This window comes from Paraburkholderia kirstenboschensis (assembly GCF_032806925.1).
Taxonomy (GTDB): Bacteria; Pseudomonadota; Gammaproteobacteria; order Burkholderiales; family Burkholderiaceae; genus Paraburkholderia; species Paraburkholderia kirstenboschensis.
In genome coordinates this window covers 1,615,246-1,631,167 of record NZ_CP136513.1, presented here as the reverse complement: position 1 = coordinate 1,631,167, position 15,922 = coordinate 1,615,246, and the positions used below count along the sequence as shown (strand labels likewise).

Sequence of the window (15,922 nt, the reverse complement as noted above, 5' to 3'; positions counted from 1 at the left end):
TGGCTATCCGACGCCACCCGAGATGGTCGAAGCAGGTGACGCGCCGACGCCGCTGAATCTGTGGACGTACGGCACTAGAGTGAATGGTCGTGGACGTAAAGTCGATGTCGCCGAGTTCCGCTCGAGGGTCATAACGCCTGAGAGGGCGGTGATCGTTGGTAATGGCATCAAATTCAGGCATGCCATGTACGCTTGTCCCCTGTCATTGATGGAGAGCAGGCTATGTTTCGCGCCAAAGAGAAACAAACAGAAGTCGATATGACTCCCGATTCTTCCGACGTCGGTAATATGAGCCTGCTCGGCTTGGGAGAGCCAATTCCATGTCCTCTGCAAGAATCTCAGCCCGATTGGATGGCGGGATTGAGCTACCACGAACTTGAAGCCTACCGATCGGTCAGTGCGGCCAACCTGGGGAGCAACAGGGCGGAGATCGAGAAGAGTCTCGCGATAACCGAGTACAACATTGCAGCTACAGCCAAACGTGCGGTTAAGGAGACTAAGGCAGCCTTCCGCCTGAGCATGCCAACAATCCCTTGATTTCCGCGCTAGGCCCATACTGGAAGATCCTGGATATCGTCAGGGAGTTGAGCGTTCCGATACCATGTTCTCCCGACGAAGGTACTAGGTCGAAAGAGTACCGAATGAATGCAGTGGCGCGATCGGGAGGTTTGATTGTAGGGTTGCGGTCGAGACAATTCGTTCCGCGACCTGTGTCGCCGCAGAATCACACGGGAATCGACCCGCGCAGCTAACCGCATCTGTACTGAGCTTCTGGTTCCTCCGTCGGTGGCGCTCAATGTCGAAAGCCTACCGACTCAACTACCGAGGTTCATGAGACGATGCTTCTTCGGGACTTTCATAGATGTACGTGGCGACGCTGCGTCGCTGCAGAGCGTCCCCCAATTTCATTCGAAGAAAGCTGCTCGTCGTGTACCGCGTCACGTCCGAGTAATAGCGGGCGACTAAACCGGTCACCATCTCCGAATAGGCATCAATGACCTCTGGAGCTATCGAGAAATTGTCGTAGTTGACTATTGCGTGAGGCTTGACCCCGAGGCCGGACAACGCCCGCTCGACCTCGGTGCGGATTGCATCGACGTCCTCAGCGGTCGTCACCTTGTGTCCCTCGAAATTGATGAACAACATGTTTTTATCGGCGTCGTAGCTGAAGCGCTCGTTGAGCTTCAGGCTCAGAAGCATTGCGCGCAAACCCATCGGTTTGTTCTCGAAAATGCGGGCATCCATGAGGCGCGGTGGTGCTTTGATGACGGGAGTAAAACCCATCTGGGAAACTATGTCTCGCTGGAGGTCGATCCCGGGCGCAATTTCGGAGAGTTCGAGACCATCTGGAGTCAGGCTAAAGACACATCGCTCCGTGATGTACAGCACGGGCTGGTGGCGCTCATTAGCATAACGACCGGCGAAGGTTCGATGCTCTACTGCTTCTACGAACTTCTGGCAAACACCATCCTGAAGAATCTGCAGGCGCCCGTCTTTGATAGTCACATCCAGCTTGCCGGCGTTGAACGTTCCGACAAACACAATCTTCTTGGCAGCCTGGGAGATGTTGATGAAGCCCCCGGCGCCCGCGAGCTTCGGACCAAACTTGCTCACATTCAGGTTGCCCTCCCGGTCGACTTGAGCCAGCCCGAGAAATGCAATGTCCAGACCGCCGCCGTCATAGAAGTCGAACTGGTAGGGCTGGTCGACGATGGCGTCGGTGTTGGTTGCGGCACCGAAATTCAAGCCGCCGGCCGGGATGCCTCCGATAACCCCGGGCTCGGTGGTCATCGTGAACAGGTCGCAAACTTTCTCCTCGTTAGCGACGCTCGCTATCCCTTCAGGCATGCCAATCCCGAGATTCACCACGCTGTTGGCCATCAGCTCGAATGAAGCGCGCCGTGCGATAACCTTTCGCTCCGTGAGAGGCATGGACGCAATTGAACTAGTCGCAATGCGAAGCTCGCTGGCGAACCCCGGGCTGTACGATTCGGCGAAGGTTTGCCAATGATTTTCCGGTCTGGCAACCACGACACAATCGACCAGAATGCCTGGTATCTTGACCTGCCGGGGATTCAGCGTGCCGGATTCTGCGATACGTTCGACCTGGACTATCACGATGCCACCGGAGTTCCGCGCGGCCATCGCGATGGCAAGCGACTCAAGGGTGAGCGCCTCCTTCTCCATCGTCACGTTTCCGTTCGCGTCGGCGGTTGTGCCACGCACGATGGCGACGTCGACCGGGAAAGTTTTATACAGAAGGCAATCGTCACCGTTGACGGATATGAGGCTGACCAGGTCCTCCGTCGTCCGGGCGTTGAGCTTGCCGCCACCGTTGCGTGGGTCGACGAACGTGCCGAGTCCAACTGTCGATAAGTGGCCAGGCCGATGAGCGGCAATGTCGCGAAACAGCTGGGAAATGACGCCTTGCGGAAGGTTGTAGGCTTCGATCAGACCTTCAACGGCCAGGCGTTGGAGGCCAGGAACAAGTCCCCAGTGGCCACCGATAACCCGCCGGACGAGTCCTTCGTGGGCGAGGTGATTTAAGCCTTTACCGGCTCCGTCGCCCTGACCACCCGCGTAGACCAGTGTTAGGTCTCGAGCCGTGGCGCTTGCGTTGCGGCCTGAGTCAACGAACAGCTGCTCGAGCGCGATGGCGACTTCTTCCGCGAACCCGATACCAACGAAGCCACCGGTTGCCACAGTGTTTCCCGGTCGAATCAGTCTGACGGCCTGTTGTGCGCTAACGATTTTGCCTCGCGCGACACTATTGGCGGCTGCGGGGAACGGGTGTTGAAAGCCTGCACTCATGATGTCTCCAAACTGCACCATGGAGCCAGGCTCCGGCGCTATATCGTTGTTGCGACCATTCGTAACTCGCCCACAGCCTTCGTTCCTGGTTAATGACGAATTATGTATCAGCTACGGACGGCCGGTGCAAAACCGTTGGCCTCATTCGTACCGACTGCCCGCGTTGCCGTCACTGTCTCCCATGCCCTACGGCCACGACCGCGGCGGGTAAGCTCCCATGGACAAAACAGAGACGGTTGACCCCGTACCACTAACCCACGCCATGGCCAACAGCGGAACAGAAATTGCGGCGTCCAATGCAGCGGGCCGGACCCACCCGGGTTACAGCTTCGCTTTGCATACGAGGGAGACCGTCATGCGAATCGCTGCGAGAGGATTCCTGTTTTCTGCGCTAGTCCTGAGCTTGTCTGGTGCCGTCTACGCGCAAGGAGCGGGTGGTGGTGGGGGCGGCGCGGGTGCAGGCCAGGGCGGCACTGGAATGGGAACGCCGAATGCAAAAGGGGCAACGGAGTCACCATCTGGCGCGTCTGGCGCAAACACGATGGGACAGTCGGGCGACATGTCGCAAAAGCAGATGAAGCCGAAGACGCAGAAGAAGGGAGCAATGGATTCGCCCGCGTCGGGCAGCGGTATGAAGAAGGCCTACTGACAGCAGCTTGCCGACGGGACGTGCCTCTGCAACCGGGAGGTACGCTCCCGCTTTGGAAACCGGAGAGCAAGCGGACATGAGTGAATACAGAACGCGCGCCTCCCGCATCGGCATCGTCGCTGCGCTTATCCTGGTTGGCCCGGTTCTACTTCCGCCGGCCTTTTCCCAGGACGTTAGCTTCCGGACGTCGGGCCAAGCAGCCGGTGTGAGCGCGCTACGGCATATTCAGGCACGCATCACAGGGATCGACACGCTACACAACAGCGTGACCTTGCGCGACACGCGCGGCGAAATGGCCGTGATTGAAATCAGCCCGGACGTCATAGAACTCGAAGATTTTCACTTGGGGGACACGGTGAAAATCGCATATAGAAACGCAATTCTGACTCATGTGGCCAAGGCCGCATCGAGTGGCATCCGCGAGCGAATCGAAACCGAAGTTGTGCAGCCAACACAGGATGGGGAAGCCAGTTCGACCCAAAGCGTGGAGTTGCTGGCGACGGTGCTAAAAATCGACCGGAAGAAACGGGAGGTCACATTGCGCGGCCCGACTCTGACTGAGGAATTCGACGTTGCCCCAGATTGTTCTCTTGGCGGTCTGAAAGTCGGTGATTCGGTCCGCGCGAAATTCGTCGCTGCCCGCGCAACTTCGGTTGAGCGTGTTGGGACCGCTCCTCAGTAAGGTGCTGACCGGTGACGCTCCTATCTGTCGAAATGGTGCGCAACGCGTCGTCAGACTGTGCTGGGACTCGGTGGCTGTTTTGCCTTGCCAACCGCGAACAGTCAGCGACCCGAGGCACGAACTATGCACCACCTAAGCTCATGCGGGCGGCAGACGCTTGCACGAGACATCTTCTTCCCGGGAGGAGCCATGAAAGTCATCGGTAAAACATTTTGCGCTTCAGTTCTCGCGGTCGCCCTGTCGGCCGTAGCATACGCACAACCCGGCGGCACCGCTGGCGGGACCGCAACGCCCGGTGCCGGCGCCGGTTTGACGAAGGCCCCGAACGGCAAGGCAGACGGTTCTCGGGATGTCACTAGCAATGGCGTCGGTGAGGCGCGCAATAGCCGGCCGACGGCACAATCGAACCGCGGCAAGGCCAATGGTCTGAATATGGGTACCCGGAGTGGCGCGAACAGCGACGTCAACGCACCACGGAACGGCTCCGGGCAAAACAACCAGTAACAGTGACAGCGGGTTGCACGCGGCGTCGCCACCGCTACAGGCTCACGTCGACGCGACATCGCCGCCTTTCGACTACGCAACTGGCGATTCGTTGCCGCAATAAACGAGCGATGGAGGCGACTCTCGCGCCGTCCGGGCGCACCGTAACTTCACTGCGCTTCTGCCGTACCGCGTCCACAGGACGCGTGTCCTTCCAGGCGTTCTACTTCGCTAACCGGAGCGCTTTTCCTATACTGATAGTGTCGCAATGTGGTTAGCGCGACGCGGGCCGTATTTTTGGAGGACTGCATCATGAACAAGGACCAGGTCAAAGGCGTTGCTCAAAAGATGAAGGGCAAGGTCAACGAGGCAATCGGCAAGGTCACGGGCAGGCCGTCCCGGGAACTGAAAGGCGACGTCGAGCAAGCGGCGGGACAGGCCAGAAAAGATGTCGGTGATGCCAGGGAAGCGGCGAAGGACAGCACGAAGCGTCACCACTAACCGCCTGCGCCCGGGGCTTGGCTGAACGCATTGACGAGCGTCAAAGGTTTCGTGAGGCGGCCGCTGGTGAAGTTGGTCGCCAGTCCATTTCACGAGACAGCTCTGCCGTTGACGATGCTGTCGCCAGGGCTCGGGCGTGCTGACGACCTTGAACCCGTCCCAAAGGCCGCGAGGGCAGCAGTTAGCGTGCTGTCTTTGGGTCGGGCCAAGGCCACCCTTTTCGCGCCCCGGGCGCATTCCGCCTGGCGGACGGCGTGGCCCCGACCGGAGTGACTTGCTCCGCGGTATCGTGCCCCCGTTCGTCCGGGACGTTCGGTTTCGTCTCGGGGAGCCCCGTCCCGAACCACTTTACCTTCTTCTGGATTTGAGCGACATAGGCGCTCCAGCCGTCAAGGTTGCCGTCAAAGAGTTCGTGTTGAACGGTTGACGCGAGAGCTGTGCGGTTGAGTTCGGTATCGAGCAGTTCCTTCGGCCACAGGAAGAACGCGCTGGCGACGCGTGCACTGAGTTCGTCCACCGTCATCTTCGGGGCAAGCACACCGAGGAACTCGAAGTCCCGAATCAAATCCTCTTCCTTTGCAAGCTGCACCACCGGCGTGTGGGGCGCGCCTGTCCGGGCCAAACAGCTCAAGGCTTCGAGCATGTCCCCGAGGTGAAGTAGAAGTTCTCGTCTGTCAAATCGGTCGTCCATCGAATATCTCCACTCGCGGCGACGTCCGGTGCTTCGGACGTTCGCAATGAACAGATGAATTCACGGCGGCCGAGCCGGGCACGCAGGGTCTTCGGTATTGACCTTCGGAAGTACGGGATGCGTGGATCGCGCCGGACCAGCACATGCGACTTTTGCGGTATTGGTTGCTCCCGCAGGCCGAATCACTCTTATGGTAGTTCACCCGTGGTCATAAGCCTCGACAGCCGCTATACACTTGTAGGTTTTGAGGTTTCGAGAGTACGAATGTGCTATTCGCAGTTATCAGAACGACTCGCAGTGCCTTCGCTGGTCTGAGCATTCGCGGAGCACAGCGGGAAGACAGTGTCGTTCAAGCTTGATGCGGCCTGCTCGACCGATTACCCGCGGTACAACTCAATTCGCTACCGTTTGTACTAAGGGGCCAAACAAACGATCCATGCGGACGAATCGACCTCGACAGGCACGCCTTCTAATGCCGCCCCTGCACATGGCCCCTCGATACAAAATCCATCATTGAATCTGAACAGCGCGCTGTGATGGGCGCACATCAATACTTGCGACCGGTAACATGAAACGCTACCCGGTACAAAATCGAGCGGTACTGAAAAGTGTGGGCATCGATTCACATACGCCCACACCTGCTCGGCTCGCCGTACCACAATGACAGGGCGACCGATGCATGCCTCGTCGATTACTCGCGCACCGCCGTCGGGGATATCGGAGAAGCGGCACAGTTGTCTCGCACTCATGACTCACACTCTTCGCTCGGGGTTTCCCAAGCTCCAGTCCCACGGCCGCACTTCCACTCGTGAAAAAAGGCCTTCTTTCATATATGGGTCGTTCCCTACGAATTGCATGACGGCATTGATGTCGTCTGCCTCAACGACCAGGAGCGTCCCGTTCATTGCGTCGCACAGCGGTTCCAGCGTCGGGCCGCCGAGTCGCACATAGACACCGTGCTGCGCGGCCGACCGCAGGTAAGTCCGATGGCTTGGACGCACACGATCGCGCACATCGCGCATACCAGGCTGGTCAGTAGCGAAGACCGCGAAGAATCGAGCCATTTCAATCAGCCCCTGTCGAGGGTAAAGTCATACGTCGCTTCGCGGTATGGACCGCTCAATTCGAACTGACGCGCGAGTTGGTCATGCGCATCCCGCTGACGATATTCGACCATGAGCGATGGCTTAACGCCGAAGACTGCGTCAGACTTCAGATACGGGTCGCTCTCGTCGAAAAGATGGGTCACAAGGGTGCGGTAGCCGGGCGCCTCGATCATGAAGTGCAGATGCGCGGGACGCCAGGGGTGGCGCCCAGTGGCGTCGAGCATCTTTCCCACAGGCCCATCTGTCGGGATGGGATAGCTGACCGGCAATATCGTGGTGATTGCGTAGCGGCCTTCCGCGTCGGTCCGGTAACGGCCGCGCAGGTTACCGTGAGGCTGTTGCGTGTCTTGCCCGGAATACATGCCGTTCTGCGCCGTCTGCCACACGTCGAGCACGGCGTCGGTTATCGGAGCGCCGTCGATGGTAAGCACGCGACCCCGCACGACGACTGGTTCGCCAGGTGTGTGTGCCATATTCTCGCCGAAAGTTCGCTCCGGCATTCCCTCCATGTAGAACGGCCCGAACACGGTCGTTTCGGTCGCCCCCGTCGCGTATCGATGATTGATTGCGTCTACCAGCATCGACACGCCGAGCGTGTCCGACAACAGGATGAACTCCTGGCGAACGACGTCATCGCACATCTTTCCGGTCTCGGTCAGAAATCGAATCGCCGTCATCCACTCGGCCTCGGTCGGTTCCGTCTCGCGCACGAATGCGTGCAGGTGGCGCACCAGGCTCTGCATCAAGGCCCGCAAGCGCGGATTCGGAGTGTTCTCGAAACTGGCGACGACCTGCTCCGTCAGCATGGCACCGCTATCCTGATGTTCTTCGTGGGTCACGTCTGTCTCCGTTCTCGTTCGTGGTAACTCAGTGCGGGGCGCGCCCTTGCCACGCGTCCTGAAGCAGCTCGCGAATCGCCGCTCGCTCTATCGGACGCGGGTTTGCGTACGGGTTCTTGCAAGCGATTTCAGTAGCTTCATCGAGGCCGTCCTGCGGCATCCCAATGTCCGAGAGCGCTGGCGAGATGCCGAGCTGCGCGTTCAGCTTGAACAGCAGCGGACCTGCTTCGTCCGCTTCGATCCCACCCAACGCCCGCGCGGCGCGGCGTAGCGCCTCTGGCGCGGCGGCATGGTTGTAATGCGCGGTATGAGGCAACATTGCAGCGTGGGTTTGGGCGTGCGGCAGGTTGAAGGTGCCGCCGAGGGTGTGACAGAGCTTGTGGTGCAATGCCATCCCGACTGCGCCGAGGCACGTCCCGGCAAGCCAGGCACCGTATAACGCCCGGCTGCGCATCAAGCGGTCCTGCGGAGCGCGAACCACAACGGGGAGTGCCTCGCCGAGCGCACGAATGGCTTCCTCCGCCATCAAGCTGATGACCGGATTCGCGTCTTCCGCATAGAGCGCTTCGACGGCGTGCGCCATCGCGTTAATGCCAGAAGCCGCCGAGATGCCCGACGGCAGGGACAACGTCAAGGACGGGTCGTAAAGCACCGTACGGGGCAGTACCCGTGCGTCGCGTCCAGTGCGCTTCAGCCGACCTTCCGTGAGGCCAAAAATCGGTGTCATCTCGGAGCCGGCGTAAGTCGTCGGCACGGCGAGGATAGGCAACGAGGACTCAAGTGCGATTGCCTTGCCCAACCCGATCGTTGAGCCACCACCGATCGCAATGCAGCAGTCAGCGCCGAGTTCGCTGGCCGTCTCGCGGGCCGCGCGCGCCACTTCGACCGGGACATGCATGACCGCATGTGGATAGACACCCGCCGCGCGCTCGCCCAACACTTCCTTTACCCTGTCAGCGAGAGGGCGCTGCTCAGGTGTCGATAGAATCAGCGCGCGGCCCGCACCGAGCCTTGCCAGCTCATCCGGCAGCTTGTCGAGCGCGCCCCATTCAAAAACCACCCGGGAAGGGCTACCCTGGTAGACAAAGCGCTCCATGAAGACCTCAGCGATTGAAGTGCGGCGGCACTTTACCGTCGACGTTGACCCATACCGACCGCGCTTCCGTGTAGTCATGCATCGCCTCGAACCCCATCTCGCGACCGTAGCCAGACTTGCCTACGCCGCCGAATGGGCTGCCGGGATTGACGCGCTTGTAGCAGTTAATCCAGCACATGCCAGCATTGATTTGCGACGCCATCTTGTGGGCACGGGACAGGTCGTTCGTCCAGAGGCCGCTGCCCAAACCATATTCTGTTGAGTTCGCGATGGACAGCGCTTCCTCATCGCTACCGAAGCGCAACACCGTGACGAATGGGCCGAACACTTCTTCCTGAGCGACGCGGTCGGACACGCTCTTTGCTTCGATGACCGTGGGGCGGACATAGTAACCATTGGCGAGCGTCGGGTCCTGGGGAGCGCTTCCGCCGCCAAGAACACGGCCGCCTTGCGCCCGAGCCACGTCGACGAAGGAGAGCACGCGGTCCAGGTGTTGTTTCGACGTCAGCGGCCCCATCTCTGTATTGTCATCGAGCGGATTGCCGACACGGACCGACGATGCCAGCGATACGAATCGCTCGAGAAACTCATCCGCGATGCGTTCGTGCAGGACGAGACGCGAGCCCGCGATACAGGCTTGTCCCTGGTTGTGAAAGATGGCCCAGGCTGCGCCGTTGATGGCAGCATCGAGGCTGGCATCTTCGAATACGATGTTGGCGCCCTTGCCTCCCAACTCCAGTTGAACACGCTTCAGGTTGCCTTGCGACGCTTCGACAATTCGTCGGCCCGTCGCCGTCGAACCCGTGAACGCAATCTTGCCAACGCCGGGGTGTTCGGCGAGCCGCTGACCGGCCGTGTGTCCATAGCCCGGGACGATATTCACGACGCCCGCGGGGAAGCCGACCTCGGCCATGAGTTCCACGATACGCAGAGTGGAGAGCGGCGTGATTTCCGACGGCTTCAGTACTACTGTGTTGCCTGCGGCAAGTGCGGGGCCCATCTTCCAGCTCGTGAACATGAGCGGAAAGTTCCAGGGAACAATCTGGCCCACGACGCCGATGGGGGCACGCTGCACATAGTTAAGAAAGCCCGTTTCAACGGGAATCACGGAGCCCTGAAGCTTGTCGGCCATGCCGCCAAAGTAGCGAAAGCAGGCCGCCGTGCGGGGAACGTCCAGCGAGCGCGAATCGCGAATCGGGTGGCCAGTGTCCAGCGATTCGAGCTGCGCCAACTCCTCTGCATTCGCCTCGATAGCGTCGGCAAGGCGCAGCAACAGACGGCCGCGCTCGGCTGCCGGCATGGCCGACCATTTTGGAAACGCGCGGGTTGCCGCTTCGACGGCCAGGTCCACATCCGCCGCAGTAGCCGCGGCAATTCTGGTGATAAGCGAGCCGTCGTGCGGATTGAGCACGTCAATGGTTTCGCCGTCAAGGGCGTCAACGAAGCGCCCGTCGATGAAAAGTTGGTTTTGCATGAATCGTCCTGGATATATTGCTGGCCTGCCGCTTAGAACTCGATAGGGTAGGGAGCAAGCTCGCCACTCTCGTATCGCTGGGGAAGGTCCGGCGTCGCGTTCTCCCAGACCAGCAGCATTGAGCGCTTCGTCGAGTAGCCTTGATGCCGGATGTCGGCGGGCATCGCGCATATATCGCCTGCACGCATTGTGATTCGCGCACGGGGCGCGCCGGTGTTCTTGTCGCCGATATCCCATACGATTTCATCGGACAACTGCAGAAACCATTCGACGCGGTCATTGCCATGAAACACCGGCAGAATGAACTCTTCGGTGGTCGGGCAAAACAGGCTGGGGCCGCAAACCGACGTCACTGAGGGATTCCACGTCACGTCAGAGCGAGAAAGATATTTGAAGAGGTTGAAGGCGTGCAGTTCGCCTTCGAAGCCCGGCTCGACGTGAACTTCCGGCTCGTCCTGGGCGACGTCCAGGAAGGCGCGGTTGACGGGTAACTCGTCGCGCAACGGCGAGTCACCTTCAAGGCCGGGCATCCGGCGCGTCGCGATGCGTGTGCGTTCGATTGCCGAACCGTTGTCCCCGTGCTTACGTCCGAATGCCGTGCCGGTTTCGTCTGGGGCCGCGAATGGGTCGAACCCTTCGTTCGTCCAGTCATGCAGCATAGCTTTGAAGGTTGCCATGATGGTCGGCGTCTCAAAGGTCTCGGTGTAGTCGACCCCGGCCTCTTTCAGAATACCGTTGAAGGTGCCCGCGTAAACGTCCACCTTGCCGTAATGGTTGCGAGTGCCGAAAACGTGGTCGAAATTGACCCAGCCATAAAAGAAGCCCCACGCCACATCACGCATCATCGCCCGAAGGAATGCGTCCGCCGGCACAGCGTGCGTGCGAGTCTGTCCTTTCGCCGGCCAGCTGATTTTCACGAAGTACTCGTCACGCAGGAAATTGAATTCACCGAGCTGGAAGCTGCGGTAACCGGTGACGGGACTGGGTTCGCTGGAGCGTACCGTATCGGCAGCAAAGCCTGCGGGATTGTCGAAGTTTTCGAGGGTGGCCATAACTTGTCTCCTGGGATATTCGAATAGCGGCTGTCGCAAGGGTCAATGGAGACAGATGTCTGCCCACCTTTCTACGGACAGCTCACCTAGAATCGTCTGCACCAGTGCGACGCCGGGTTCGGCGGCAGTGAAGCGGTATGCACAGCCGGCGGGAAGCAGCGCTTGATGCCCCTTGCGCAGGACAACGTGCCCCATCTTGCGGCCAGCGGGCTGCGCACCAGCATTCACGGTCCCTCGGCCTGACTTTGGCGGGACATCGAGCTTGATGAATTCGATTTGGACTTCGCCATCCATCTGAATGGTGAACTCGTCGTGTGCGCAGGCGAACCATGGCGACTGGCCTTCTGTACGCATCACTTCAATGACATATTCGAGATTCTTGCCGGCGACCACCTTAACGTAGGGGGCCGATCTGGATGCCACGTCGAAGACATTCGAGAAGGCGTAGTGATGAGCGCTGCCGCTAGTGATTTCAATCTGACCCTTCCTGTAGCTGTCGAGCGAGCCAAAGACGGTGTGGTATGCCGTGTCGGTCATTGCTGTCTCCTGTGTTGAACCGCTTGTTACGTTCAACTTTAGGGGCAAGGGGCGGCAGCAACAAGCTACGGTACGGCGACTGCGGCGTTTGCGTTTCCCGAATAATCAAGCGGTTCACCGCACCCAGCCACGCTCCAGCAGGGGTGCGTCCCATGCGGGCTCGTTTCCAATGTGTTCGACCAGGAATTCGACCAACGCCTTGACCTTCAAGGCCTGTCGCTGGGTCTCGGGGTAGACCGCTGCGAAGCTAAGGGGCGCCAGTTGATATTCGCTCAAGACGGGCAGCAACGTACCGGCAACAAGCGCGTCGCTTGCAACAAGAGTTGGCAGACAAACAAGGCCCCCACCTGCAAGCGCATATTCCCGCAGCAAGTGCACCGAATTTGAGCGAATCATGCCTGGCAACTCCATTTCGACCACCTCTTCGCCGTGGGTCATCGTCCAGCGGTTGCGTGAGGGGTAGCCCGAATAGAGTGCTGTTGTGTGCTGCAATAATTCGCGCGGATGTTGCGGGGCACCATGCTCTGCAAGGTAAGCGGGCGAAGCGCAAAAGAGGCGGCGCACGGTGAATAGCCGCCGCTCGATGAGTGATTCCGAAATCGGCGGGAAAATCTGGAAGGCGATGTCGAATCCCTCTTCGACAGGGTCTACGACTCGGTCGTTGACAATAATGTCGAGCTGGATGCCCGGGTATCGTCGATTGAATTCAACCAACGGAGCACCAAAGTGACCGAGCGCGAAACCTGGAAGCATCTGGATACGTAGTCGTCCGGTCGGCGTCGCGCGAAGTTCGCGCATCTGGTCAGTCAACTCATTGACACGGCCAACCACCTCGGCGCACTCGCGATAGAAGGCCTCGCCAACTTCGGATAACCGCACATGACGCGTGCTTCGATGGAAGAGCGGCGCATTCACAAACTTCTCCAACTGCTGAATGCGGTTCGTCACCACTGAACTTGTCACACCTAACTGCCTGGCGGCTTCCGCGAAGCTGCTCGCCTCCGCGACTCTTACGAATGCCTCGATGCTCAGGAACCGGTCCATACCGCGCCTTCTCGTCAGCGAAAACGTAAAATTATATGTACAAGAAGGCTCGCTGCGTCTGCAAAAGACGTCAGGTATTTTCACGTTGATTTCAAGCCCGCATGCCGCTTGTGCGGGAGTGCCGCCGATTAGCTGTCCACGTTGCCCCGGTACTGGAGAGGGTTACTTCCGAGGTAGTGGCACTTGCATGGAGAGTTGCATCGCTCCTCTTTCAAGCGCTGACATCGCTGCTTGCCCGTCCCGGCACACACGAGGCAATTACCGCGGTTGCTCTGCTGCGGCCACCTCCGGTCGCACGTCCAAGCGACGCTGGAGGACGGCCGGTGCGGTTTCCTTCAGAAACATGCTGACCAGAATGCCAAGGACAACTGCAACCATCGGCAGCCAAAGGATGTTCTGGATACCAAAGTGCGCTGCGACGTACCCGCCCATGGCAGGGGCGATGCCTCCCCCGAAAATTTCGCCCACGCCGACGACCGCACCAATGGACGTCGAGACAAGGCCGATTGGCGCGGCCTCGGTCGCCACCGGGCCGGACAGCAGTGAGACCAGGCCGAGCGTGAAGAACGAAGCAACGAACAGTACTGCGAATAGCACCATGGGCTGGGGGCCGAGGCCGCGGAAGATATAGAGCATGACTGCAGTGCCCGCAAAGCCAACGATGCTTGCAAGACGACGGCCGACCACGTCTGATAGACCGGGCAACCCGAACTGCCCCAGAAAGCCACCGAAGCCGATGGCCGAGACGACGAGACCCATCTTCTGTGTATCCAGCGACAGGTATCCAGTGAGGTAAAGCGGCAGCAGCGCGCCGAGAACGAACACACCGGTCATCGCACAGCACAGTGCGCCCATTGCGACGACGATGTTCCGATTCTTGAGTACATGCCCGAGAGACGCCGGCGCATGTTCCGACGGTCCCGGCCGCCTCGTCGCCTTCGGTTCACGGATGACGAAGAACATAATCGCCCCGAGAACCAGACCAGGTATGGCCACAAGGGCAAACACCCATCGCCACGTCCCGAAACTGAGCAGCTGTGTGGCGATAATGGGCGACAACGCTAATCCGAACAGCGCGAAGCCGCTTTGCTGGAGTCCGAGGTTCAAGCCCCGACGCCGCGGATGCGACGCATCGGCCGTGGCCGCGAAGCTCGTGGGACAGAAGGAGCCCTCTGCGACGCCCATCAGGCTGCGGATGGCTATCAGACCAAAGAGACCGCCCGCGAGCCCCGAAAACCCGGAGAGCAGCGAGAAAGCGATGATGGCAGGTATGAGGACCTTCCTGCGGCCGACCTTGTCCGAGATGCCGCCCATCAGTGCAGCGAAAACACCCCAGGACAGGCCGAGGACGCCGATGCAATTGCCCACGTCCTGCGCATTGAGGTTGAGGTCCTTCATGATCGACGGAAACAGCGGAGCAATTAGCCAGCGGTCCAGGCCAACGAGCCCAAAGCCAAGCGCCAGCAGCGTCACCGCTTTCCATTCGTAGGATGAATCCCATCCGGTTGATTTCATGTCTGTCTCCGTGGACGCTGGTCATCCGCGCGCCCCTGGGGCATTTGCGCGTAGCCAGCTCCGATGTCTTGTGTGTGCGACGTCAATCGCAAGGATGGTCGACCACCGACCGAGGCGGTGAATTTCAATTCGCCGACGTCACGACAATAGGAGCAAACTCTGTTTTCGGGTATGGAACAACGAGCGAACACGCCATTTGCGATACGCAAATAATCGATGGCGACATTGCGCCAGGCGCCCACTGAAAAGAGCGGCACGAATGTCGTGCCGAAGGCAATACAGTGATTTCCGCTTCCTTGGGGGAATCCCTCGTGGACATACAAGGGGCCACGCTGGGGGTGACAACATGTTCCGACAGGCGCAGGATCCGGATGAAATCGTTGAGCCACTCGCCCAGCCAGGAGAGATCTTTGTACCGCTTCCCACAAGCACCGCGTCAACTAAAACGTGACAGACAGTAACGCGATATGCCATTGACTACAGATGGTGTTCGCGTAACCTTCGCGAGCAGTACGCGATGTCGCCTACACGCACCCTCGGGAACCAAACCGCGCGGGGCATGGAAATTGTCGTACGTACCGAGCCCACTTCGAGCGTTGACCTTGCTGACAACACTACGTTGGCTCAAATTGACAAGCTCAGTACGCCTTACCGAGCGAAGAGGGGAGCGCACGTCCTGGACTTTCAGTGGGGGGAATTGCATGCACCTCGTCTGACAACCGTCTCAACCGACCCTCAGGGTCGCCATGCAAACCTGGAGAACTTCAATGCCTAAGATTCTGGTCTTGTATTACTCGTCCTACGGTCACATTGAGACGATGGCGAATGCTATCGCTGAAGGTGCGATGTCGTTCGCCGGCGCGAGCGTGACGCTCAAGCGTGTACCCGAAACGATTCCCGCCGAGCAGGCAATGGCAGCTGGCATCAAGCTGAACCAGGCCGCGCCCGTGGCTACCATCGACGAACTCGCTGACTATGACGCAATCATCTTCGGGACCCCGACGCGCTTCGGTAATATGGCCGGGCAAATGCGCAATTTTCTCGACCAGACCGGCGGCCTGTGGATGAAGGGCGCACTCATCGGCAAGATTGGTAGTGTTTTCGCGTCGACCGGCACGCAGCACGGAGGCCAGGAAACCACAATCTCGTCGTTCCACTCGACGCTTCTTCATCACGGGATGGTCATCGTCGGCGTTCCGTACGCGTGTGCGGGTCTCACGAAGATGGACGAAATCACCGGCGGCACACCTTACGGTGCGACGACGCTTGCAGGTGCCGACGGCAGCCGCCAACCGAGCGCGAACGAACTGGACATCGCCCGTTACCAGGGCAAGCACGTCGCGGAACTGGCGGCGAAGCTGGCATCCTGACGCTGACCCCGCGTGCTCAAGTCGCGGCCCGGACATGCGCCAAGGCGGGGCGCGGATGCGCCCCATTCTCGC

At 59.7% G+C, this 15,922-nt stretch carries 18 protein-coding genes; 6 read left to right on the top strand and 12 right to left on the bottom strand.

All coding sequences use genetic code 11. The features are described 5' to 3' along the window. Window positions 1-222: 222 nt before the first annotated feature. On the top strand, window positions 223-537 hold the full coding sequence (locus tag RW095_RS29935; RefSeq protein WP_317022343.1) for a hypothetical protein: 315 nt from the start codon (window positions 223-225) through the stop codon (window positions 535-537). Between the two features lie 282 nt (window positions 538-819). Here RW095_RS29935 and RW095_RS29930 read toward each other — a convergent pair whose 3' ends face one another. Next, entirely contained in the window at window positions 820-2,811 is a 1,992-nt protein-coding gene (locus tag RW095_RS29930) for an acyl CoA:acetate/3-ketoacid CoA transferase (protein ID WP_317022342.1), read from the bottom strand. A gap of 355 nt (window positions 2,812-3,166) precedes the next feature. On the opposite strand from RW095_RS29930, the gene RW095_RS29925 reads away from it, so the two are divergent. The 4 genes from RW095_RS29925 to RW095_RS29910 all read left to right on the top strand — a co-directional run bounded on the left by RW095_RS29925 (window position 3,167) and on the right by RW095_RS29910 (window position 5,126). Next, a complete protein-coding gene (locus RW095_RS29925) occupies window positions 3,167-3,460 on the top strand; it encodes a hypothetical protein (protein WP_317022341.1) in 294 nt (97 codons plus the stop codon). Between the two features lie 76 nt (window positions 3,461-3,536). Further along, complete coding sequence (locus RW095_RS29920; RefSeq protein ID WP_317022340.1) at window positions 3,537-4,142, top strand: copper-binding protein; 606 nt, start codon at window positions 3,537-3,539, stop codon at window positions 4,140-4,142. A 189-nt stretch (window positions 4,143-4,331) separates the two neighbouring features. After that, window positions 4,332-4,646: a hypothetical protein gene (locus tag RW095_RS29915; protein WP_317022339.1), complete on the top strand. Its 315-nt coding sequence runs from the start codon at window positions 4,332-4,334 to the stop codon at window positions 4,644-4,646. Window positions 4,647-4,937: 291 nt separating this feature from the next. After that, the gene (locus RW095_RS29910) at window positions 4,938-5,126 is read left to right on the top strand and encodes a CsbD family protein (RefSeq protein ID WP_317022338.1); all 189 of its coding nucleotides are present in this window, start codon (window positions 4,938-4,940) and stop codon (window positions 5,124-5,126) included. A gap of 181 nt (window positions 5,127-5,307) precedes the next feature. Here RW095_RS29910 and RW095_RS29905 read toward each other — a convergent pair whose 3' ends face one another. The 11 genes from RW095_RS29905 to RW095_RS29860 form a co-directional block, all read right to left on the bottom strand. Further along, window positions 5,308-5,817 (bottom strand): Mov34/MPN/PAD-1 family protein, encoded by a 510-nt coding sequence (locus RW095_RS29905; protein WP_317022337.1) that lies wholly within the window; start codon window positions 5,815-5,817, stop codon window positions 5,308-5,310. Further along, on the bottom strand, window positions 5,754-5,960 hold the full coding sequence (locus RW095_RS41570) for a DUF6538 domain-containing protein (protein ID WP_394365206.1): 207 nt from the start codon (window positions 5,958-5,960) through the stop codon (window positions 5,754-5,756). The genes RW095_RS29905 and RW095_RS41570 overlap by 64 nt, the downstream gene beginning before the upstream one ends. Before the next feature lie 270 nt (window positions 5,961-6,230). Continuing rightward, on the bottom strand, window positions 6,231-6,566 hold the full coding sequence (locus tag RW095_RS29900) for a Rieske (2Fe-2S) protein (protein WP_128585576.1): 336 nt from the start codon (window positions 6,564-6,566) through the stop codon (window positions 6,231-6,233). A gap of 3 nt (window positions 6,567-6,569) precedes the next feature. Next, window positions 6,570-6,881 carry a YciI family protein gene (locus tag RW095_RS29895; protein ID WP_128585575.1) on the bottom strand — a complete coding sequence of 104 codons (312 nt, stop codon included), beginning with the start codon at window positions 6,879-6,881 and terminating at the stop codon, window positions 6,570-6,572. A 5-nt stretch (window positions 6,882-6,886) separates the two neighbouring features. Further along, a complete protein-coding gene (locus RW095_RS29890; RefSeq protein ID WP_317022724.1) occupies window positions 6,887-7,729 on the bottom strand; it encodes an intradiol ring-cleavage dioxygenase in 843 nt (280 codons plus the stop codon). A 61-nt stretch (window positions 7,730-7,790) separates the two neighbouring features. Further along, the gene (locus RW095_RS29885; RefSeq protein ID WP_317022336.1) at window positions 7,791-8,858 is read right to left on the bottom strand and encodes a maleylacetate reductase; all 1,068 of its coding nucleotides are present in this window, start codon (window positions 8,856-8,858) and stop codon (window positions 7,791-7,793) included. A 7-nt stretch (window positions 8,859-8,865) separates the two neighbouring features. Further along, a complete protein-coding gene (locus RW095_RS29880) occupies window positions 8,866-10,332 on the bottom strand; it encodes an aldehyde dehydrogenase family protein (protein WP_317022335.1) in 1,467 nt (488 codons plus the stop codon). A gap of 32 nt (window positions 10,333-10,364) precedes the next feature. Beyond that, window positions 10,365-11,384 carry a hydroxyquinol 1,2-dioxygenase gene (locus RW095_RS29875; RefSeq protein WP_317022334.1) on the bottom strand — a complete coding sequence of 340 codons (1,020 nt, stop codon included), beginning with the start codon at window positions 11,382-11,384 and terminating at the stop codon, window positions 10,365-10,367. 42 nt (window positions 11,385-11,426) lie between these two features. Then, window positions 11,427-11,921, bottom strand: coding sequence for a cupin domain-containing protein (locus RW095_RS29870; RefSeq protein WP_317022333.1), 495 nt, complete (start codon window positions 11,919-11,921; stop codon window positions 11,427-11,429). Window positions 11,922-12,035: 114 nt separating this feature from the next. Further along, complete coding sequence (locus RW095_RS29865; protein ID WP_317022332.1) at window positions 12,036-12,965, bottom strand: LysR family transcriptional regulator; 930 nt, start codon at window positions 12,963-12,965, stop codon at window positions 12,036-12,038. Window positions 12,966-13,223: 258 nt separating this feature from the next. After that, the gene (locus tag RW095_RS29860; protein ID WP_317022331.1) at window positions 13,224-14,480 is read right to left on the bottom strand and encodes an MFS transporter; all 1,257 of its coding nucleotides are present in this window, start codon (window positions 14,478-14,480) and stop codon (window positions 13,224-13,226) included. Window positions 14,481-15,247: 767 nt separating this feature from the next. On the opposite strand from RW095_RS29860, the gene wrbA reads away from it, so the two are divergent. Continuing rightward, entirely contained in the window at window positions 15,248-15,850 is a 603-nt protein-coding gene (wrbA, locus tag RW095_RS29855; protein ID WP_317022330.1) for an NAD(P)H:quinone oxidoreductase, read from the top strand. The last annotated feature ends 72 nt before the right edge of the window (window positions 15,851-15,922 follow it).

Coding starts and splice junctions, on each gene's coding strand:
- RW095_RS29935 (WP_317022343.1), top strand. CDS start 223: ATGTTTCGCGCCAAAGAGAAACAAACAGAAGTCGATATGACTCCCGAT.
- RW095_RS29930 (WP_317022342.1), bottom strand. CDS start 2,811: ATGAGTGCAGGCTTTCAACACCCGTTCCCCGCAGCCGCCAATAGTGTC.
- RW095_RS29860 (WP_317022331.1), bottom strand. CDS start 14,480: ATGAAATCAACCGGATGGGATTCATCCTACGAATGGAAAGCGGTGACG.
- RW095_RS29925 (WP_317022341.1), top strand. CDS start 3,167: ATGCGAATCGCTGCGAGAGGATTCCTGTTTTCTGCGCTAGTCCTGAGC.
- RW095_RS29890 (WP_317022724.1), bottom strand. CDS start 7,729: ATGCTGACGGAGCAGGTCGTCGCCAGTTTCGAGAACACTCCGAATCCG.
- RW095_RS29920 (WP_317022340.1), top strand. CDS start 3,537: ATGAGTGAATACAGAACGCGCGCCTCCCGCATCGGCATCGTCGCTGCG.
- RW095_RS29915 (WP_317022339.1), top strand. CDS start 4,332: ATGAAAGTCATCGGTAAAACATTTTGCGCTTCAGTTCTCGCGGTCGCC.
- RW095_RS29870 (WP_317022333.1), bottom strand. CDS start 11,921: ATGACCGACACGGCATACCACACCGTCTTTGGCTCGCTCGACAGCTAC.
- RW095_RS29865 (WP_317022332.1), bottom strand. CDS start 12,965: ATGGACCGGTTCCTGAGCATCGAGGCATTCGTAAGAGTCGCGGAGGCG.
- RW095_RS29895 (WP_128585575.1), bottom strand. CDS start 6,881: ATGGCTCGATTCTTCGCGGTCTTCGCTACTGACCAGCCTGGTATGCGC.
- RW095_RS29900 (WP_128585576.1), bottom strand. CDS start 6,566: ATGAGTGCGAGACAACTGTGCCGCTTCTCCGATATCCCCGACGGCGGT.
- RW095_RS29905 (WP_317022337.1), bottom strand. CDS start 5,817: ATGGACGACCGATTTGACAGACGAGAACTTCTACTTCACCTCGGGGAC.
- wrbA (WP_317022330.1), top strand. CDS start 15,248: ATGCCTAAGATTCTGGTCTTGTATTACTCGTCCTACGGTCACATTGAG.
- RW095_RS29875 (WP_317022334.1), bottom strand. CDS start 11,384: ATGGCCACCCTCGAAAACTTCGACAATCCCGCAGGCTTTGCTGCCGAT.
- RW095_RS29910 (WP_317022338.1), top strand. CDS start 4,938: ATGAACAAGGACCAGGTCAAAGGCGTTGCTCAAAAGATGAAGGGCAAG.
- RW095_RS29880 (WP_317022335.1), bottom strand. CDS start 10,332: ATGCAAAACCAACTTTTCATCGACGGGCGCTTCGTTGACGCCCTTGAC.
- RW095_RS29885 (WP_317022336.1), bottom strand. CDS start 8,858: ATGGAGCGCTTTGTCTACCAGGGTAGCCCTTCCCGGGTGGTTTTTGAA.